Source organism: Nostoc sp. UCD121, from assembly GCF_014222285.1.
Classification (GTDB): domain Bacteria; phylum Cyanobacteriota; class Cyanobacteriia; order Cyanobacteriales; family Nostocaceae; genus Nostoc.
In genome coordinates this window covers 1-19,105 of sequence record NZ_JACKZS010000093.1, presented here as the reverse complement: position 1 = coordinate 19,105, position 19,105 = coordinate 1, and the positions used below count along the sequence as shown (strand labels likewise).

18 protein-coding genes and 1 pseudogene are annotated in these 19,105 nt (G+C 43.4%); 8 read left to right on the top strand and 11 right to left on the bottom strand.

Going from position 1 to position 19,105, the window contains the following annotated elements:
• Positions 1-24 precede the first annotated feature (24 nt).
• The 4 genes and pseudogenes from acs to GNF10_RS19815 all read left to right on the top strand — a co-directional run bounded on the left by acs (position 25) and on the right by GNF10_RS19815 (position 4,464).
• A complete protein-coding gene (gene acs, locus GNF10_RS19830; RefSeq protein WP_185585850.1) occupies positions 25-1,998 on the top strand; it encodes an acetate--CoA ligase in 1,974 nt (657 codons plus the stop codon).
• 117 nt (positions 1,999-2,115) lie between these two features.
• The gene (locus GNF10_RS19825) at positions 2,116-2,796 is read left to right on the top strand and encodes a tetratricopeptide repeat protein (RefSeq protein WP_185585860.1); all 681 of its coding nucleotides are present in this window, start codon (positions 2,116-2,118) and stop codon (positions 2,794-2,796) included.
• 527 nt (positions 2,797-3,323) lie between these two features.
• Positions 3,324-4,081 (top strand): annotated as a pseudogene (locus tag GNF10_RS19820) (Uma2 family endonuclease).
• A gap of 122 nt (positions 4,082-4,203) precedes the next feature.
• On the top strand, positions 4,204-4,464 hold the full coding sequence (locus tag GNF10_RS19815) for a MoaD/ThiS family protein (protein WP_174708748.1): 261 nt from the start codon (positions 4,204-4,206) through the stop codon (positions 4,462-4,464).
• Positions 4,465-4,525: 61 nt separating this feature from the next.
• Here GNF10_RS19815 and GNF10_RS19810 read toward each other — a convergent pair whose 3' ends face one another.
• Both GNF10_RS19810 and GNF10_RS19805 read right to left on the bottom strand, forming a co-directional pair.
• On the bottom strand, positions 4,526-5,383 hold the full coding sequence (locus GNF10_RS19810) for a lysophospholipid acyltransferase family protein (RefSeq protein WP_185586527.1): 858 nt from the start codon (positions 5,381-5,383) through the stop codon (positions 4,526-4,528).
• Positions 5,384-5,733: 350 nt separating this feature from the next.
• Entirely contained in the window at positions 5,734-6,432 is a 699-nt protein-coding gene (locus GNF10_RS19805) for a glutathione binding-like protein (RefSeq protein WP_185586526.1), read from the bottom strand.
• A gap of 334 nt (positions 6,433-6,766) precedes the next feature.
• On the opposite strand from GNF10_RS19805, the gene GNF10_RS19800 reads away from it, so the two are divergent.
• On the top strand, positions 6,767-7,732 hold the full coding sequence (locus GNF10_RS19800) for a class I SAM-dependent methyltransferase (RefSeq protein WP_185586525.1): 966 nt from the start codon (positions 6,767-6,769) through the stop codon (positions 7,730-7,732).
• 90 nt (positions 7,733-7,822) lie between these two features.
• Here the strand turns inward: GNF10_RS19800 and GNF10_RS19795 are convergent, their stop codons facing one another.
• The 3 genes from GNF10_RS19795 to GNF10_RS19785 form a co-directional block, all read right to left on the bottom strand.
• Positions 7,823-8,590, bottom strand: a complete 768-nt coding sequence (locus tag GNF10_RS19795; RefSeq protein ID WP_185586524.1) for a class I SAM-dependent methyltransferase — start codon at positions 8,588-8,590, stop codon at positions 7,823-7,825.
• Positions 8,591-8,624: 34 nt separating this feature from the next.
• Complete coding sequence (locus tag GNF10_RS19790) at positions 8,625-9,314, bottom strand: SDR family NAD(P)-dependent oxidoreductase (RefSeq protein WP_185586523.1); 690 nt, start codon at positions 9,312-9,314, stop codon at positions 8,625-8,627.
• A gap of 74 nt (positions 9,315-9,388) precedes the next feature.
• Positions 9,389-10,567 (bottom strand): MFS transporter, encoded by a 1,179-nt coding sequence (locus GNF10_RS19785; protein ID WP_311774193.1) that lies wholly within the window; start codon positions 10,565-10,567, stop codon positions 9,389-9,391.
• Positions 10,568-10,620: 53 nt separating this feature from the next.
• On the opposite strand from GNF10_RS19785, the gene GNF10_RS19780 reads away from it, so the two are divergent.
• Positions 10,621-11,013, top strand: coding sequence for a hypothetical protein (locus GNF10_RS19780; protein WP_185586528.1), 393 nt, complete (start codon positions 10,621-10,623; stop codon positions 11,011-11,013).
• Between the two features lie 6 nt (positions 11,014-11,019).
• Here GNF10_RS19780 and GNF10_RS19775 read toward each other — a convergent pair whose 3' ends face one another.
• The 4 genes from GNF10_RS19775 to trxA all read right to left on the bottom strand — a co-directional run bounded on the left by GNF10_RS19775 (position 11,020) and on the right by trxA (position 14,491).
• Positions 11,020-11,685 carry a nitroreductase family protein gene (locus tag GNF10_RS19775; protein ID WP_185586521.1) on the bottom strand — a complete coding sequence of 222 codons (666 nt, stop codon included), beginning with the start codon at positions 11,683-11,685 and terminating at the stop codon, positions 11,020-11,022.
• Between the two features lie 138 nt (positions 11,686-11,823).
• Positions 11,824-12,936 (bottom strand): alkene reductase, encoded by a 1,113-nt coding sequence (locus tag GNF10_RS19770; RefSeq protein ID WP_185586520.1) that lies wholly within the window; start codon positions 12,934-12,936, stop codon positions 11,824-11,826.
• A 271-nt stretch (positions 12,937-13,207) separates the two neighbouring features.
• A complete protein-coding gene (locus tag GNF10_RS19765) occupies positions 13,208-14,002 on the bottom strand; it encodes an SDR family NAD(P)-dependent oxidoreductase (protein ID WP_185586519.1) in 795 nt (264 codons plus the stop codon).
• Between the two features lie 165 nt (positions 14,003-14,167).
• Positions 14,168-14,491, bottom strand: coding sequence for a thioredoxin (trxA, locus tag GNF10_RS19760; RefSeq protein ID WP_012412473.1), 324 nt, complete (start codon positions 14,489-14,491; stop codon positions 14,168-14,170).
• An 80-nt stretch (positions 14,492-14,571) separates the two neighbouring features.
• On the opposite strand from trxA, the gene GNF10_RS19755 reads away from it, so the two are divergent.
• A complete protein-coding gene (locus GNF10_RS19755; protein WP_185586518.1) occupies positions 14,572-14,922 on the top strand; it encodes a helix-turn-helix transcriptional regulator in 351 nt (116 codons plus the stop codon).
• A 236-nt stretch (positions 14,923-15,158) separates the two neighbouring features.
• Here the strand turns inward: GNF10_RS19755 and GNF10_RS19750 are convergent, their stop codons facing one another.
• Positions 15,159-16,370: a glycosyltransferase gene (locus tag GNF10_RS19750; protein WP_185586517.1), complete on the bottom strand. Its 1,212-nt coding sequence runs from the start codon at positions 16,368-16,370 to the stop codon at positions 15,159-15,161.
• A 120-nt stretch (positions 16,371-16,490) separates the two neighbouring features.
• Here GNF10_RS19750 and shc point away from each other — a divergent pair, with 120 nt between their 5' ends.
• A complete protein-coding gene (gene shc, locus GNF10_RS19745) occupies positions 16,491-18,419 on the top strand; it encodes a squalene--hopene cyclase (RefSeq protein ID WP_185586516.1) in 1,929 nt (642 codons plus the stop codon).
• Positions 18,420-18,498: 79 nt separating this feature from the next.
• Here the strand turns inward: shc and GNF10_RS19740 are convergent, their stop codons facing one another.
• Complete coding sequence (locus GNF10_RS19740) at positions 18,499-18,948, bottom strand: orange carotenoid protein N-terminal domain-containing protein (RefSeq protein WP_185586515.1); 450 nt, start codon at positions 18,946-18,948, stop codon at positions 18,499-18,501.
• Between the last annotated feature and the right edge of the window lie 157 nt (positions 18,949-19,105).

Genomic DNA, 19,105 nt, shown 5'->3' with positions numbered 1-19,105 from the left:
TAGCGATCGCACTCATAACTAACCATGTCTGAACCAAATATCGAATCAATCCTCCAAGAGAATCGCCTCTTCCATCCTCCTAGCGAATTCTCACAGAATGCCCATATTAAAAGCCTGGAAGACTATCAGCGTCTCTATGATCAAGCCAAAGCCGATCCGCAGCAATTTTGGGCAGATTTGGCTGGAACAGAATTAGAGTGGTTCCAAAAATGGGACACGGTGCTAGATTGGCAACCGCCTTTTGCGAAGTGGTTTGTTGGCGGTAAGATGAATATTTCTTACAACTGCCTTGACAGACATCTCACTACTTGGCGCAAAAATAAAGCAGCCTTGATTTGGGAAGGAGAACCAGGAGATTCTCGTACCCTGACTTATGCCCAACTGCACCGGGAAGTTTGTCAGTTTGCCAATGTATTGAAGCAACTGGGTGTCCAAAAAGGCGATCGCGTTGGAATCTATATGCCGATGATTCCGGAAGCTGCGATCGCAATGTTAGCCTGTGCCAGAATTGGCGCACCCCACGGCGTAGTATTTGGTGGTTTTAGTGCCGAAGCTTTGCGCGATCGCTTAATTGATGCTCAAGCTAAATTGGTAATCACGGCTGATGGTGGTTGGCGCAAAGATGCGATCGTTCCTCTCAAAGAACAAGTAGATAAAGCCTTAGCTGATGGTGCTGTTCCCAGCGTTGAAAATGTCCTAGTTGTCAAGCGCACCGGACAAGAAACATATATGCAGTTAGGCGGACGTGATCATTGGTGGCATGATTTGCAAAAAGGAGTATCAGCCGATTGCCCCGCCGAACCGATGGACAGCGAAGATATGCTGTTTGTCCTCTACACTTCTGGTAGCACCGGCAAACCGAAAGGCGTAGTGCATACAACTGCGGGTTATAACTTATATACCCATATCACCACCAAGTGGATATTCGATCTCCAAGACACAGATGTATATTGGTGTACCGCCGATGTCGGCTGGATTACGGGACATAGTTACATTGTCTACGGCCCACTTTCCAATGGGGCAACGACAGTAATGTATGAAGGTGCGCCTCGTGCTTCTAATCCTGGCTGTTTCTGGGATGTAATTGAAAAATACGGCGTTAATATTTTTTATACTGCACCTACGGCAATTCGGGCATTTATTAAGATGGGCGAACACCATCCCAACGCGCGAAACTTGTCTTCGTTGCGTTTGCTAGGAACCGTTGGTGAACCGATTAACCCAGAAGCTTGGATGTGGTATCAGAAAATAATTGGTGGCGATCGCTGTCCAATTGTTGATACTTGGTGGCAAACGGAAACCGGCGGTATTATGATTACACCGCTACCAGGAGCAATCCCTACTAAACCAGGTTCCGCAACTCTTCCCTTCCCAGGAATTATTGCAGATGTCGTGGACTTGGAAGGAAACACTGTACCCAATAACGAAGGCGGTTATCTGGCGGTACGCCATCCGTGGCCAGGAATGATGCGGACAGTCTACGGCGATCCAGAACGCTTCCGCCGCACTTATTGGGAACACATTCCACCCCAAGATGGTAACTATACTTACTTTGCTGGTGATGGCGCTAGACAAGATGAAGATGGTTACTTCTGGGTCATGGGTCGTGTAGATGACGTACTGAATGTCTCAGGGCATCGCCTTGGTACAATGGAAGTAGAATCAGCCTTAGTTTCTCATCCAGCCGTTGCAGAAGCGGCGGTAGTGGGTAAACCTGATGAACTTAAGGGTGAAGAAGTAGTTGCTTTTGTGACTTTAGAAGGCACTTATCAGGGAAGTGAGGAACTGAGTAAAGAACTCAAGCTACACGTCGTCAAAGAAATTGGTGCGATCGCACGTCCGGGAGAAATTCGCTTTACCGACGCTTTGCCCAAAACGCGATCGGGTAAAATTATGCGCCGCTTATTGCGGAATCTAGCTGCTGGACAAGAGATATCTGGTGATACTTCAACATTAGAAGATAGAAGCGTGTTGGATAAATTGCGGGAAGGTACGTAAATCATTCAATTAACCTTGTAGGGATGCACAGATGTGCGTTCCTACTTGTGGTGTATTTCACCTAACGCATCCACATTTTATGATGGACATAAGAACATTATTGAGGCATTGAGGGCGATGAAGCTGAAGAGCAAACCCAAATCAGCATTTGTTCAACCTTTTAGCTGCATGATGCTGAGTATCCTAACTGTAATTAGTTTATCACCATTAGCGTTAGCGGTTTCTGGAAAAGTTTCTTTGCATCTGCCAGAACAGAATGCACAGAGACAACCACAAAAACTAGCCCAGTTTTCAGATACAGGGCCATCAGAGCGATCGCAGATGCTGCAACAAGCCAATGCTTTATTTAATCAGGGAGACTTAATAGGTGCAGAGGAAAATTTCCGCAAGTTAATTAAAAAATTCCCAGACGATGCCTTTGGACACTTTCAACTAGGAAATGTGCTTTTTCGGCAAAAGAAACCAGAAGAAGCAATTAAGGCATATCAAGAAGCCATTCGTCTCCAGTCAAAATACGCTTTAGCTTATAATGCGATCGGTATGGTTTACGCTAGCCAAAGTCGCTGGGAAGAAGCCATGACTGAATATAAAAAAGCTCTAGAAATCAATCCTAATTATGGCGAGGCTCTGACTAATTTTGCATTGGTATTGTGGCAAACAAATAAAAAAGATGAAGCACTATCTTCTTTAGAAAAAGCTTTAAATATTTTCAAACAACAGAATAGAGGTGAAAAAGTTAACCAAGTAGAACGACTCTTGAAAGAGATCAAAACTGCTGATGATCCTAGTGTTTCATGAAAATCATATCGATCGACTTTAAGGAAGCTGTACTAAAACTGCGATCGGATATTATGCGTATATTGCTGCGGAATTTGGCATCTGGTTTGTAATTCTTTGGGGTGGGATAGCCCGCCCTGTAAAAAGTATCCAAACAGAATAATTGTATTGTAATGAATGAAATATTTCTGTTAGCTAGAGAACCTGTAAGAGTGATTTTTCACATGGACAGAAGAATACACAAGGGTAATCTGGGAAGTTCGGAAAATACTGCATGGGCAGGCATAGAATGGGTTTTTGATATACCAACTTATGTAATACCATCTGATTTACGAGCAATAGGTTCTCGTTTTCTATTATCTATAGTTAAGCCGAATGCGAATGATTGTGAGGATATAGAGAATATCCGCAGTAATCGTAATAGTTTTTTCCATATAGAAAGATTGACTTTTGTTATATAAATGGCATCTAACTTAGTCACACGTCTATTCAAAAATAGTAAAATTGCAATCTACAATAAGAATCAGAGAACCCATTGGTTAAAGCCTATGACTTCCTTATCGGCATTAACTTTACCTGACCATACCCAGTTACCAGACTCAGATGGTACATTCGTGAAAACTGGCAAGAGCATCCCCAAAGTATCTTACTTACTGGCTCAATTAAACTTGTCTTAGAAAAACTTCATCCTGATAGTCAATATTGTACTGGGCAAGATTTAGGTATTTACTGGCGATTGACAGATCCTCCTGAGAAAGGGGCTGAAGCACCAGACTGGTTTTATGTACCCAATGTACCGCCGACCCTTGACGGTAAAATGCGGCGTTCTTATGTGCTGTGGAAGGAGTATGTCGCGCCCTTGATTGTATTGGAATTTGTCTCTGGAGATGGTTCAGAAGAACTAGATAACACACCGCCATCTCAAGGTGAAGGTGGAAATGTTGGTAAGTTTTGGGTTTATGAGCAGGCAATTCGAGTGCCTTATTATGGAATTTATGAAGTAGCAAAAGCGCAAGTGGAAATTTACCACCTAGTCGATAATACTTATCAACTAATGAGACCTAATGAACGGGGACATTACTCAATTGCTCCTATGGGGGTAGAGTTAGGAATCTGGCAAGGATTTTATCAGAATGCAGAGTTACCTTGGTTGCGCTGGTGGGATGCACAAGGAAATTTACTGCTAACAGGTGAGGAACGGGCTGAATTTGAGCGACAAAAGCGGGAGAGAATTGTAGAGAAATTACGTACTCTCTCTGCTGAACAACTCAATGCTTTAGGAATTGACCTAGAAATGTTGGATTAGGAAATATTATTATCTACCAATAATATAACTTTGCTAGTTATTAATGTATAATTAATCCCAAGAGTTCAGGGTATTTGTCAAGTATTAAATTACTTGCTGGTACTGCCAAAGCATATTATTATATGTCTAAATCTGCAATCACCATTACCGTCAAATTGTTCGCTGCTTATCAAGAAGCCTTTAAGGTTTCGGAACTGGTGCTGGAATTTCCTAATAGTATGCCAGTCAAAGCAGTATGCGATCGCCTCATAGCCGAACACCCTGAACTCTCCCAATGGCGAGACATCACCCGCTTCGGGATTAATTTAATATTTGTTGAACCAGATACCCTATTACAAGATGGGGATGAAGTCGTATTGATTCCACCAGTTAGCGGCGGTTAGGAAAATAGTTAGGAGTTAGATGTTACAGCAGATTGCAAGTAAGTTCTTATCTCCTGCCCCCTTACCTACTATTCGACTCAGCAGTTACCTTGACTAAATGATCTAACTCTTGTTGCATCTGACTAACAACTAATTCATAACATTCATTGACATAGTGGCGATCGCTAGCTGCTTCTCGACCGTAGCGTTCAAATACAATCGGCGGACAAACCCGTGTGTACATGGGCACAGGTAATGGAATGTTGGGCAACGGGCCAATTGCTAATCCCCAAGGCAATCCGAGATAGATTGGAAAAACTTCTGGATCAATCCCAAGCAGCCAAGGCATTCCCCATTCGTGAAGTTGCTGCACAACTTTGTACAAGTCAGCCAGTACAATCAGCGTATCGTGAGCGCCCCAGGAAATTACAGGTACAATCGGCACATTTTCTCGCAATGCTAACTTGATAAATCCTTGTCGCCCTGCAAAGTAGATTTTGTTACGTAAATTATGCGGTCGAAACACATCTTCGGCTCCACCTGGATAAACCAGCACACTAGCGCCAGAGCGCAACGCAGTGTAGGCCATTTTCGGATGAGCTATGATTGCTCCAGCCTTGGCAGCTAGTTGCGCTAGTGGTTGGCTAACCTGCCAAACCTTGGGATGCATTAAACCATAAACGGGTTTCTTCGTACCAAATCGTTTGAACCAGTCGTACATCACCATTCCCATATCGGGAGCCGCGAGTCCTCCATTATGCGAACCGACAAATAAGACTTTTTCTTGGGATGGAACATTTTCCCAGCCACTAGTTTGCACTTGAAAATAGTACTTATACAAAAAGCCTAATAAAGGCATCAGAGATTCTATGAACTTTGGATCTCGCTCATCCAAAGACCAACCGGGTTTTTTCTTTAAGAGATGTTGCTTTTTTGACATCGATACATTTTAACAAGATCGGAACTTCGGGAGACGCGGCAAGTCTTGAATTAAAACTAAATTAACCTGACTTTCAAGTGCTGTATTGCTTTTGCTTGACTAGCCTAACCCAGAACAGAGCGATCGCTATACCAACCAGAATAAAACAATAGATGTAGCCGAAGTTATCCACAATCCTACCAAATACTGCTGCGCCGATTTATTCCCTGTCCAACAAAAAAGCATAAATAGCAAAACGCCTCTAACTGCGGCTTCCGGGGCTATCCAGCCTACGCAATCTTTATCAAACAGAATTTAGAATGGGTGTAGCCCATTCTAAATTCTAGATTCTTCTTCAACGCCCAGAATGCTCAAGGTTGAATAGTCTTCGCCGACTGGTTAAATAACAAATCTCGTGATTTATCTGGATCAAGTGGTTGAGTTTTCAATGCTTCTGCTTTCTCGTAGGCGCGAATTGTTGCCGGACGAGCTTTTATTGTCTCAAACCAGCGCTTGAGGTGAGGAAAATCCTCTAAATTCTGACTTTGGCGTTCATAGGGCACAATCCAGGGATAAGCAGCAATATCGGCGATGGAATAATCCCCAGCCACAAATTCTCTATCTGCTAGTTGCTTATTCAGTACTCCATATAAGCGTCCTGTCTCATTCACGTAGCGGTTAATGGCATATTCAATTTTTTCGGGAGCATAGGCGCTAAAGTGATGATTTTGTCCTGCCATTGGCCCTAGCCCGCCCATTTGCCAGAACAACCATTCTAAAACTTGAGTGCGTTGGCGTAAATCTTGCGGAATTAATTTCCCGGTTTTTTCTACCAAATATAGCAAGATTGCCCCAGACTCAAATACCGAAATCGGCGCACCTCCATCTACTGGTTCGTTGTCAACGATCGCGGGGATACGATTGTTAGGAGAAATCTTTAAAAATTCGGGCTTAAATTGATCTCCAGCCCCAATATTCACAGGATTTATGGTATATTGCAAGCCGACTTCTTCCAGGAAAATTGTAATTTTATGACCGTTTGGGGTTGTCCAATAATAAAGATCGATCATGGTTATTTGTCCTAAAATTGTGCGATTCTTTTTAAGTGAATGGTGCAGACATCTCTTTTTTTCTGATTTTCTGATAAATCAGAAAAAAAGAGGACAAAAACGGTGAAAACTAAAAGGGATTAGGGATTGAGTCAGAAGTGAAAAATTATGTTCAGGGCTTTAACCCTTCCCAAATTTTGGAATATATTCACAGTTTGAGTACCAATTATCAGAGCGGTGTTCCTCTCTATGAGACGCTGTGCGTAGCAAGATCCCCCACAGGGGTAAGCTATCGCTGCGACCAGTTGAATTGTAACCCCACAACCTAGAATTTCAAATACTTAGAGAGTAACTTATGAGTGAAAAGACAGTCAAATTGATTGAAGGAAACTTATTACCAAAAGGAGATTATGTATCATCAGGATTTTCCACTATCCAGCCAGATTTATATTTTCCCAATATAATTTTAGGAAATAAATATGATTCTTTTTGGCTTTATTTACGGCGGGATATTACTCATAACTGGTATGTGGATAAACGACGGCAAAAGGTAGGATTTGTAAGCAGAGATGAAGCTCATATTTTATACAATACAGCCTTAAAATTTCGGGGGGAAAAAGCTTTAGAAATCGGTTGTTGGATGGGTTGGTCAGCTTGTCACTTGGCTCTAGGAGGGGTGGAGTTAGATGTAATTGATCCGATGCTATCCGAACAATTATTTAATGAAAGCGTTACAGAGTCATTAAAGTCGGCAGGCGTTAAGGAATCTGTGAATCTAATACCAGGATGCAGCCCTGAAACAGTAGAAGAGATAGCAAATAAATTTCAACGTAAATGGTCATTGATATTTATAGATGGTAATCATGAAGCACCAGCTCCGCTCAATGATGCAATTATTTGCGAACAATTTGCAGAAGCAGATGCTTTAGTTTTATTTCATGATTTGGCTTCTCCTGATGTAGGACAAGGCTTGGATTACTTCAGAGACAAAGGATGGAACACAATGGTGTATCAAACTATGCAAATTATGGGAGTTGCATGGCGGGGAAATGTTGAGCCTGTAATACATCAGCCAGATCCTAAAATTAACTGGCCCTTACCTCCACATTTACAAGGTTATTTTGTCAGTGGTTCAATTGAAACTGCGACTGAAGATAAATTTGCAGAAATTCTCAGAGCAGTTCGGCCATTTACTTTATTGAGTGAAAGAAAGTTATTCTCGCTTTATAGTCAGGCCAAACAACTATATTGTTATCTTTTTTGGCTGCCAAAAATGTTACTACAAGCGATCGCTAGAATCAAACCTATCAAGGGCAACTAGTTTTGTATTATAAGCCATGACTGGCGACTGGCTATCTGTCGCTAGTCATGGCTTTCTCTGGATGAAACATAGAGCTTCAATTATATTTTTTCATAGCGGTGATTTGGCGATCGCTGCCCAAACTCTATGGTGAACCTGAAGGATTGGTGTAGGATATTTTGCTTCGAGTAATGCTGCCAATTCTTGGTCAAATACTTCTACCTTTTCTGGTGTTAGGCTAGCTCCCACGCCAGCACTCGCCCGAATTCTTCCCCGCCAAGCTTCGTGTGTATAAGATACAAATACATCGTAAGAAAATGTACGGATTTCTCGGAATCCAACTTCGCCAATATCCTGTAACCACAGGGGATGCAAGCCATTACCGCCGGCCAGATTCCACGCGGGATTATGAGCTTTGATCAGTTGTTCTGTGGCTTCGACGACATTGCCTTTTAAAGGTATCCAATCAAAATGAGCGATTGCAATTGAGCCATTTTTTCTCAATATCCGAGTAACTTCTTGGACAGCGCGGGGACGATCAAACCAATGCCAACATTGTCCAGCAGTGACTACATCAGCACTTGCATCTGGTAACTCGGTATTCTCGGCGGTTGCGGCTCGATAATCTACTTTGATTTGGGTCGATTCGCTTAACTGTCTCGCTTGTTCTAAAAGTGATGCTGATGGATCTATGCCAATTACATAAGCACCTCTATCAGCAAAGCCCCGTGCTAATGTTCCTGTCCCTGTACCAAGGTCAACAATATTCTGTCCTGGTAAACCTATACCATATTCAGACAGTTTGTTGAATAATGAACTGGGAAAGCCAGCACGGTGTTTTGCGTAATCAACAGCAGTTGCACCAAAATCAATTTTCATACCTGCAAAACCATTTTTGTAACAATTGTCTAGGCTAGAACTTCTCTACCCAAGGACGTAGTTCTACTTCATAAGTCCAAGCACTGCGGGGCTGGCGTAAAATACTGAGATAAGTTTGAGCGATCGCATCTGGGTCAAGAGTACTATCAGGATTATCTACTGGATCTTGGCGAACTGCTGAACGAATTGCCCCATCAATCACAAAATGCGCCACATGAATATTCTTTGGTGCTAACTCTCTAGCAATACTCTGAGCTAAACCGCGTAGTGCAAATTTACCCATTGCAAAGGGAGCAGACTGAGCATAACCCTTAATACTCGCTGAGGCTCCAGTAAAAAATATAGCACCACCGCCAAGCTGCAAAAATCTTTTGGTAGCAGCTTGAGCAACGAGAAAGCCACCATAAGCAGTTACATCTAAGGTTTTTGCCACCTCATCAGGGTCTAAATCAATAAGAGGCCCCCGCACCCGAAAACTGGGATTGTAAATAACAACATTCGGGGAACCAATTTTATGATCAATATCAATAAATAATTGTTCTACTTCATTTGGCTTTGAGACATCAGCAGCGAAACTAACTGCGCCAATTTCACTACTTAATTGAGTGAGTTTTTCAATTTGACGAGCCGCTAAAGCTACGGTGAATCCTTCTTTGGCAAATAGGCGGGCTAAAGATGCACTCAGTCCACTACCTGCGCCGACAATTAAAGCTGTTGTTGCCATATTTTAAACCTGTAGTGCTTATTCTGCCTAGCTTAGAGCTTTTCTTAATGCCATTCGATTAAAACATTCATAGATTAAGAATTGAGCGTGACTGAAGATAATTGTGAATCGCCTTTAGTGGGAGTTTGACCAATTTGCAGTACACCAACTGCGGCAATCAGACAGAGAATACCTGATAAGATAAATGCTTGTAAATAGCTACCCGTCCAAGTTCTTAACACTCCGGCTCCGAATGCTGCTGTGGCTGCACCAAGCTGATGTCCTGCGACAATCCAACCGAACATCACGCCGACATTTTCTTTACCAAAAGTATTGGCAACAAGACGGACTGTCGGTGGTACGGTAGCAATCCAATCAAGTCCATAGAAGACGGCGAAAATGGAAAGTCCATAGAAGGAAAAGTTGAAACTGAAGGGTAAGAAAATCAAAGACAAACCCCGCAGTCCGTAGTACCAGCATAATAAGTAGCGATTGTTCCATCTGTCGGATAGCCAACCGGACATAGTAGTTCCAAAAAAATCGAATAGCCCCATGATTGCCAAAAGCCCCGCAGCCTTGACTTCAGGGATACCGTGGTCAATACAAGCGGGGATTAGATGAGTGCCAATTAACCCATTTGTGCTAGCACCACAGATAAAGAAGCTACCAAATAATAGCCAGAAATCGCGCTTACGCATTCCCAGCCAAAGGGCGTTGAGGGTAGAGGCGATGGAATTTGCTCTAGGCTGTGATATTTCTACAGTTTCGCTGTTGTCGCCAAAGGGTCGCAAACCGACATCTGCCGGACGATCGCGCATAAAGGCTGCGATCGCTGGAATAATTAAAAGTGCTGCACCAGTAAGAGCGAGAGCCGCAGTTCGCCAGCCGAAGCGATCGGCTATTGAGGCCAGTATGGGCAAAAACACCAGTTGTCCTGTGGCTGTACTGGCAGTTAAGATGCCGAGAACTAAACCCCGCTTTTCGGAAAACCAGCGATTGACAACAATAGCTCCCAAAACCAGGGCGATAACTCCGCTACCAGAACCGACAACTACACCCCACAGCAAAACTAGCTGCCAAGATGCTGACATTAAAGTAGTTAAACCGACACCAAGAGCAATGACAGCAAGCGAGAACACCATCATCCGGCGAATGCCGATCCGCTCCATAACTGTGGCGGCAAAAGGGCCAATTAATCCATAGAGTACTAAATTAATTGAAATTGCCAAAGATATTGTTGCTCTACTCCAGCCAAACTCCTGTTCGAGAGGCACTATAAAAACTCCAGGAGCAGAACGAATTCCGGCTGCAACAAGCAAGGCTAGGAATGTTAAGCCAGCTACAATCCAGCCATAATGGAACGAACGACGCGCTAGGAAGGAGGGTAGGGACATGGTTGGGGAGGGAGGGGGCAGAGGGCAGGGGAGCAGGTTCAAAAATCATTCACGAGTATAAAAGGCTCGTCGGCGAGTATCAAAGACTCGTTGGCAAGTATAAAAGGCTCGTTGGCGAGTATAAAAGGCTCGTCGGCGAGTATCAAAGACTCGTTGGCGAGTATAAAAGGCTCGTCGGCGAGTATCAAAGACTCGTCGGCGAGTATCAAAGACTCGTTGGCGAGTATAAAAGGCTCGTCAGCGAGTATCAAAGACTCATTCACGAGTATAAAAGACTCGTCGGCGAGTATCAAAGACTCATTCCCAATTCCCAATTCCCAATTTAGAGAAAGCTACCCTGCATAAGGATTCCCGATTCTATCCACAGAGACGTTAGAGGAGAATGGTAAACGACCTGGATTTAAGCGTGGTTCTGCTGCATAGCCAACAGGAACAACAACAGCGATCGCTAAATCTGGATTATCCCCAGCGCCAATCACTTGTTTTACCTGATCCTCAACCCAACCGTTCATAAAACAAGTGGATAATCCCAAACTTTCTGCCGCTAACACCAAATGAGTAGCGGCAATAATGGCATCTTTGATCGCATATTCGCGTCGTTTGTCGCCTAACCCAGCGTGAAATTGTGGGATGGCGCTTTTAAAGTAGTTTACCGTACCTTCATTCCATGCCCCAGTTTCAGTTGCCCGCTCAAAAATTGGGGTTAAGTCTCTTTCGCCAACGGTAGGATCGGCAGCAAAGACGAAGGTTACAGGTGCTTGGACGATTTGCTGTTGATTCCACGATGCTGCTGATAGTGCTGCCTTTTGCGCCTCGTCTTGCACAAGAATAATTTGCCAGTCTTGGATATTAAAGCTACTGGGCGCTGCCACGGTCAATTCTACCAGTTGCTTGAGCAATTCTGGGGCAATGGGGTCTGCTTTAAAAGTTTTAATTGAACGACGTTGAGCGATCGCACTGGGTACGTCTAAAGCTTGAGTTTGGGTGATGGAACTCATGAGATTCTCCTAATAGTTGAGTTTTAACCAAATAATTCGTAATTCCTAATTAGGATACAAATGAATCTATTTATTCATGAAACAAAAATAAAAATTATTCCTTGTTTCCGAACAAAAGTCAGAATTACGAATTAAAAATTACGCCTGAGCTACCGCCTCATTAGCAGTTGACCAAAATGGATAGTCTGTATATCCTTCTTCACCGCCACCATAAAAGGTTGCTTGATTTGCTTCATTTAATGGTGCATTCAAATCCAAGCGTCGGGGTAAATCTGGGTTTGATATAAATAATGTGCCAAAGGCAACTAAATCTGCTGCTTTGTTTGCCAGCACTGCATCGCCTTTTTCACGGGTATAACCACCATTGACGATGAGTGTACCTGTAAAGCGATCGCGGATATGACTGGTGGGTACAATTATCCCGCCATGTCTAATGTCAGCCTCGGTTGCCTCATAAATATGCAGATATGCCAAATTAAATTGGTTCAACGCTTGAGTCGCATAACCGAATGTCTCTAGGGGATTGGAGTCACCGATATCATTAAAAGTCCCACTGGGAGAGAAACGAACCCCAACTCGGTTAGAATCCCACACACTAGTTACCGCCTCTGTCACCTCCAACAAGAATCGGGTGCGATTCTCAATCGAACCGCCATATTTATCTGTACGTTGATTGGTGCGATCGCGGAGAAATTGATCTATTAAATAACCATTAGCTGAGTGAATTTCTACCCCATCAAACCCAGCCGCTAGAGCATTTGCCGCTCCCTGACGGTACTGTTCCACTATCTGCGGTATTTCTGAAGTTTCTAAAGCACGGGGTGTAACATAAGGTTTTGGCCCCTCGTAAGTTGATGCCTCACCTTTAGGAGCAATGGCAGAAGGTGCCACAGGTAAAGCTCCATTTGGTTGTAAGTCAGGATGCGAAATCCTGCCTACGTGCCATAGTTGCAAGAAAATTCTTCCTCCCTCCCGATGTACGGCATCAGTGACTAATTTCCATCCTTCCACTTGTTCTGACGAATGAATTCCTGGTGTAGCAGGATAGCCCTGTCCTTCAGGAGTTACCTGTGCTGCTTCAGAAATAATCAGTCCGGCGGAAGCACGTTGAGCGTAGTAAGTAGCATTAAGTTCGTATGGTACGTTTCCTTCACTGGCTCGGTTTCGGGTTAAGGGTGCCATCACAATCCGATTAGGGAGTTCCAAATTACCTAATTGGTAAGAAGAGAATAAATCTATATCACTAGTCATGTTATTTTGCTCCAATTCAAAATTCAAAGTTCAAAATTCAGAACTCCATAGCTCGGAGATAAGGACGGGGCTATGCTATTCTCATTTGGCCCGCCTCACAATAAATTCTCAGTCTAATCCCGAAAGTCTCTAAAGACCACTAAGAAAAGGTTATTGTCGATTTTAAGGTACTCAAAAACTTTAGTTATGGGCGGTTGATTTCTAAAAAGAAACAGTCTTGAAAACAACAAAAAAGTCTTCCTAATACCCAATTTTGTGTGCAGTTCATTCACTAAACAATCGCTCGAATAACACCACCATCTACCCGCAAAGCTGCACCATTAGTTGCTGAAGCTACAGGACTAGAAAGGTAAATTACGATCGCTGCTACTTCTTCAGGCGTTGCAAAGCGTTTGATTAAGGAACTTGGACGCACATTTTGAAAAAATTCAGCCTCAACTTCATCAGGACTAATACCACGTTCCTGCGCCAGGTTGGTGATAAAACCTTCAACTCCTTCGGAACGAGTTGGCCCTGGTAGAACAGAGTTTACTGTAACTCCAGTCCCCACAGTCATTTCTGCTAGACCTCTGGCAATAGCAAGCTGCGCTGTCTTAGTTGTGCCATAGTGAATCATTTCTACTGGGATCTGAATGGCAGATTCGCTGGAGATAAAGATTATCCGCCCCCAGTTTTGCTCTAGCTGCTTTTGCAGATATTGCCGACTCAAACGGACTCCACTGAGAACGTTAACCTGAAATATGTTTAACCAATCTTCATCTGTAATATCAAAAAAGGTTTTTGGCTCATAAATACCCACATTATTAATGAGGATATCAACGTGAGGAACTTTTTGAAAGATTTCCTCTACCCCTGATGCAGTACTTGTGTCAGCAACAACACCAGAAACTTTCGCTTCAGGTGTACTTTGTTGAATTTTAGCGATCGCTTGGGCTACTCTTTCTTCAGAGCGACCGTTGACAATTACTGATGCGCCTTCTTGAGCTAGCGCAAGGGCTGTCGCCAAACCAATACCTGCGGTTGAGCCACTAACTAGCGCGGATTTACCATGCAATTTCAAGTCCATTTTGCTCTTTCTCCATTAGTTGAAACAGAATTCAGGAGTCAGAAGTCAAGAGTGGGGAAAGACGCGATTAATCGCGTCTGTACAGGAGTCAGGTGTATTCTGACTCCTGTCTCCCTTGATTAGAGAAGACTGCAAACTAAATGCGTCTCATAACAGTACCTAGATTTAAAGATGCTGTGCTAAGGTCTTATTCAAGGTGGTTTTTGGAACTGCCCCTACGACAGTATCGACCTGCCGACCTCCCTTAAAAACCATCAGCGTCGGAATGCTGCGAATTCCATAATGGCTGGCGACAGTAGGATTCTGATCTGTGTTCAGCTTCACAAATTTCACCTGTCCTTCGTATTCCGCAGCAACTTCATCGACTACTGGGCCTACCATCCGACAAGGGCCGCACCACGGGGCCCAAAAGTCTACTAAGACCGGAATTTCACTTTCCAAGACTTCTTGCTTGAATGTGGCTTCTGTGACATTTGTAATGGATGACATAAATTGCCTTCCTAGTTAATTCTATAATTCGATAATATCGAATAATAAAAATATATGCCACTTGATGAGATAATGCAACTATGAGATTTCTTTATCATCCAGATAGAAAAAATATTTCTTTACCGGGAGTGCTGTATGCATTGGGCGATCCAGTACGGTTAGAGATTGTGCGACTGCTGGCGACAGAGGGGGAACAATGCTGTGCCAAGTTTGATTTTGCGATCGCTAAGTCTACTATGTCCAATCATTTTAAGATTTTGCGGGAGTCTGGGATAGTCTTTACACGGAAAGAAGGGACACATCACATCAACATCCTGCGGCGTGAAGATTTAGAGGTGCTGTTTCCAGGGTTGCTGGATGCAGTATTGAAAGCCGCTCAACCATTACCTATTAGTCCTGCGAGTGATAAACAAACAGCTTCAAGGATTTAGGGATGGGGAATGGGGCATTGGGCATTGGGCATTAGATAACGCTACCTGTTTAAGAATCCTTCTTGTTTTTTAATTTGTGTTTCTAAATCAGCAAAAATATCATGTTGTTCAAAAGGGTTCCGCCACCGAAGTAAGCAGAACCCTTCCTAAGTATTTCAAAATCTAAGCATTCAAGAACTGTCATAAACAAACTTGCAACGAGGATTTATTAGGGAATTTAGTAAACTTAAGAAATTTTAAGAGTTGGGATAAACTCTTCCTTTCCAAGCACCGCCGCGCCCTTGCCAGTGACGTAGTGCTGAGTCTAAAGTCATCAGCGTATAGAGAAATGCGATCGCAGGTAAACTAAAAGCTAACCAGGGAGAACATTTATAAAAGCGGATTGTCGGGTAGTAAGCGAAAGTCATTAATAGCCATCCTAATAAACCTGTGAATGCGATCGCCCAATTGCCCCAAACTGCACCTAGAATTACACACACAGGTGGAACTAGATAAATCAAAGGCATTCCCACCAAAGTGCCCAAGAGTATTAATGGCGAATAATTTAGTTGAGTATAGGCAGTACGAGCAACCATATCCCAAATTGCCGCTAGCGAGTCATAAGGACGTAGGCTGCGAGTCAAGCTACTCAATCCTAACCAAATACGCCCTTGACTAGGAATTTTGTTTATTCCCCTTGTCTCCTTGTCCCCTTGTCCCCCACTCTTCTTAACAGCCTGAGCTAGGGCGCAATCGTCAATTAAAGCTTGGCGAATCGCTTGAATACCTCCGATTCGCTCTAAAGCTTCTCGCCTAATCAGAATAGATCCTCCGGCGGCGGCGGCTGTGGGATTGTTGGGATTATTCACCCAGCGAAAGGGATACAGTTTTTGGAAGAAAAACACGAAAGCCGGAATCAAAAGTTTTTCCCAAAAGCTTTCAGACCTGAGTTGTACCATTATAGAAACTAGGTCTAAATCTTCCTGCACCGCTTTAGCAACTAGCCGCCGAAGATTACTAGGATCGTGTTCGATATCTGCGTCGGTCAGTAAAAAATAGTCAGGTGCGAATTTGCTAGCACTTTTTATACCTTGCTCAACTGCCCAAAGTTTACCCGACCAACCAGAAGGCAGTGATTCGCCTGAGATAATATGCAATTGCTGGGGTTTACCTACAGCATGTGCAACCCCTTCGGCAAAATTTGCTGTCCGGTCTGTGCTGCGATCGTCTACCAAAAACACGTTGAAAGAACCAGGATAATCTTGCAGTAGGAGCGATCGCAAGCTGGTTGGTATTAACTCAGCTTCGTTACGCGCTGGAACCACGGCACAAACCGCAGGTAACGATTGTAGTTGAGTTTTTCCCATCTCTAATTGCTGGTCTGTCCGCCAAAATTGTCCCCAAAAACACAGTAATCCTAACCAAATTGTCAATGATAACAGCGTCAATCCTAATACAATTACACCCATGACCTATTGCAAATTCTCAGTGACTCAGACACAATACTATGTCTACCAATAAAGAAAAAAAATTTTTCATAGTATTACGTATTCATAGCTAGTGTTGAGTGTGAGGTTAGATAGTATTTGATGCAAACACAAGACAGGGTAAAAGTCAATCTCGCAGAAGCGATCGCAGCCAGTCAAGAATATTTACTTTCGATTCAAAATCCCGCAGGCTATTGGTGGGCAGAGTTAGAATCTAATGTCACCATCACTGCTGAAGCTGTCCTTTTGCATAAGATTTGGGGAACAGACGAAACCAGACCTTTGCATAAAGTTGAAGCATATCTGCGTCAAGAGCAACGACAGCATGGCGGCTGGGAACTTTTCTACGGTGATGGCGGAGAACTTAGCACTTCAGTTGAAGCTTACATGGCGCTGAGACTGCTAGGTGTACCAGCAAGCGATCCGGCTATGATTCGGGCACAAGCTTTTATTCTCCAACGGGGTGGTATCAGCAAAACTCGGATTTTTACCAAGTTGCACTTAGCCTTGATTGGCTGCTACAACTGGCGCGGTATTCCCTCCCTACCGCCTTGGATAATGTTGTTGCCCAAAGCTTTCCCAGTTAATCTCTACGAGATGTCTAGCTGGGCACGTTCCAGCACTGTACCATTACTGATTGTATGCGATCGCAAACCTGTTTTTATCACCAACCCAACTATCAATCTAGATGAGCTATACGCTGAAGGTATCGATCAAGTCCGGTGGGAATTACCCCAAGCGGGCGATTGGACTGATTTATTCCTCACCCTCGATCAAGGATTCAAGTGGGCAGAAAGCCTAAATTTAGTACCTTTTCGTGAAGAAGGCATCAAAGCCGCCGAAAAATGGATTTTAGAACGCCAAGAAGCTACAGGCGATTGGGGCGGCATTATTCCGGCGATGTTGAATTCAATGCTAGCTTTGCGCTGTCTAGATTATGACCGAAGCGATCCTATTGTGGAACGAGGTTTACAAGCAATTGATAACTTTGCCATTGAAACAGAAAATAGCTATCGGGTACAGCCTTGTATTTCACCCGTGTGGGATACAGCTTGGGCGATGCGTGCTTTGGTAGAATCTGGTTTTGCACCAGATCATCCGGCTGTGGTAAAGGCTGGCGAATGGTTGTTGCAAAAACAAATTTTAGATTACGGTGATTGGGCTGTAAAAAATCGCCAAGGAAAACCAGGGGCTTGGGCGTTTGAGTTTGACAATCGGTTTTATCCCGATGTCGATGACTCGGCGGTGGTGGTGATGGCTTTACATTTGGCGAAACTCCCCAATGAAAAAATTAAGCAGGCTGCGATCGCACGAGCGGTAAACTGGATTGCATCTATGCAATGTAAACCAGGCGGGTGGGCTGCTTTTGATTTGGACAACGATCAAGATTGGCTGAACTCTATCCCCTATGGCGACTTGAAAGCCATGATTGATCCAAACACCGCAGATGTTACGGCTAGAGTCGTAGAAATGCTTGGTGCTTGTGATTTGTCAATTGATAGTGATAATTTGGAGCGATCGCTAACTTATCTTTTACACGAACAAGAAAGCGAAGGCTGTTGGTTTGGTCGTTGGGGTGTAAATTATATCTACGGCACCAGTGGCGTTTTGTCAGCCTTGGCGTTAATTGATCCTCAAAGGCATAAACTCAGTATAGAACGGGGAGCAGCTTGGTTAGTGGGGTGTCAAAACCCAGATGGTGGTTGGGGTGAGACTTGCCGCAGCTATGATGACCCCAGTCTCAAAGGAAAAGGAAATAGTACTGCATCTCAAACCGCTTGGGCTTTAATTGGCCTCTTGGCAGCAGGTGAAGCAACTGGTAAATTAGCTCTTGAGGCTATTGAGCAAGGAATTGGCTATTTAGTTGCAACTCAAAAATCTGATGGTACTTGGTTTGAGGCGGACTTTACAGGGACTGGATTCCCTTGCCATTTTTATCTCAAATATCATCTGTATCAACAATACTTTCCTTTAATCGCGCTAGGTCGCTATCAAGCAGTGATGGGTTCGACGAATCTCTCTCTGTCTTGAACTAAAATTCAAATCTGTCCCTCTTCGAATCGGAAAGGGACAGATTTTACTACACCAAACCTGTATTTGAACCGTCAAACTATAGTACCCGCTTGAAGAAAGTGACTAAATCTTCAATGTTTGGTGTGTGAAGTAAATCTACTACTTCTGTAGCTTTTTCAGAAGGTATATAGTCATCTGGTACACCGATGATTGAAGTTCCCAAGTTTTGGGCTAATTGATACCAAAAACCTAATTTATCATCAGCGTTCATTGAAGCGTACTCTTCATTAGGAATTGCTGTTTCTCCTACTTCATCTTTGTTTAGCAACTGACGCAAAGCGAAAAGCTGTTCTGCCTGTGGCAGGTTTTGAATTTGTGCAACTAAATTCGCAGTGTTTTCATTTGGTACATTATTGAGACAGAGTGACGGAATTTCATCAGAAATTTCAGTATAAAGTAAGGCTAAGACAGTCAAGCGATCGTCTGCATCCAAACCCTGAAATTTTGATATGCTTTGTTCTAAAAAGTTGACGTTTGTAGAAGTCATAAGTACCTCAAAGTAATTACTCCCGGTTCGCCCATTTTAAATTGAGTTAGAAAAAAGCTGAACGATTTAATAGGGGTTCCACCTTATAATACAAATGTACTCTAATTCCGACTTTGTGCGATCGCATAAAAATAGAGTTTTTAGAGCAGGGTGGTAG

Coding starts and splice junctions, on each gene's coding strand:
- acs (WP_185585850.1), top strand. CDS start 25: ATGTCTGAACCAAATATCGAATCAATCCTCCAAGAGAATCGCCTCTTC.
- GNF10_RS19825 (WP_185585860.1), top strand. CDS start 2,116: ATGAAGCTGAAGAGCAAACCCAAATCAGCATTTGTTCAACCTTTTAGC.
- GNF10_RS19815 (WP_174708748.1), top strand. CDS start 4,204: ATGTCTAAATCTGCAATCACCATTACCGTCAAATTGTTCGCTGCTTAT.
- GNF10_RS19810 (WP_185586527.1), bottom strand. CDS start 5,383: ATGTCAAAAAAGCAACATCTCTTAAAGAAAAAACCCGGTTGGTCTTTG.
- GNF10_RS19805 (WP_185586526.1), bottom strand. CDS start 6,432: ATGATCGATCTTTATTATTGGACAACCCCAAACGGTCATAAAATTACA.
- GNF10_RS19800 (WP_185586525.1), top strand. CDS start 6,767: ATGAGTGAAAAGACAGTCAAATTGATTGAAGGAAACTTATTACCAAAA.
- GNF10_RS19795 (WP_185586524.1), bottom strand. CDS start 8,590: ATGAAAATTGATTTTGGTGCAACTGCTGTTGATTACGCAAAACACCGT.
- GNF10_RS19790 (WP_185586523.1), bottom strand. CDS start 9,314: ATGGCAACAACAGCTTTAATTGTCGGCGCAGGTAGTGGACTGAGTGCA.
- GNF10_RS19780 (WP_185586528.1), top strand. CDS start 10,621: ATGTTAAGCCAGCTACAATCCAGCCATAATGGAACGAACGACGCGCTA.
- GNF10_RS19775 (WP_185586521.1), bottom strand. CDS start 11,685: ATGAGTTCCATCACCCAAACTCAAGCTTTAGACGTACCCAGTGCGATC.
- GNF10_RS19770 (WP_185586520.1), bottom strand. CDS start 12,936: ATGACTAGTGATATAGATTTATTCTCTTCTTACCAATTAGGTAATTTG.
- GNF10_RS19765 (WP_185586519.1), bottom strand. CDS start 14,002: ATGGACTTGAAATTGCATGGTAAATCCGCGCTAGTTAGTGGCTCAACC.
- trxA (WP_012412473.1), bottom strand. CDS start 14,491: ATGTCATCCATTACAAATGTCACAGAAGCCACATTCAAGCAAGAAGTC.
- GNF10_RS19755 (WP_185586518.1), top strand. CDS start 14,572: ATGAGATTTCTTTATCATCCAGATAGAAAAAATATTTCTTTACCGGGA.
- GNF10_RS19750 (WP_185586517.1), bottom strand. CDS start 16,370: ATGGGTGTAATTGTATTAGGATTGACGCTGTTATCATTGACAATTTGG.
- shc (WP_185586516.1), top strand. CDS start 16,491: ATGCAAACACAAGACAGGGTAAAAGTCAATCTCGCAGAAGCGATCGCA.
- GNF10_RS19740 (WP_185586515.1), bottom strand. CDS start 18,948: ATGACTTCTACAAACGTCAACTTTTTAGAACAAAGCATATCAAAATTT.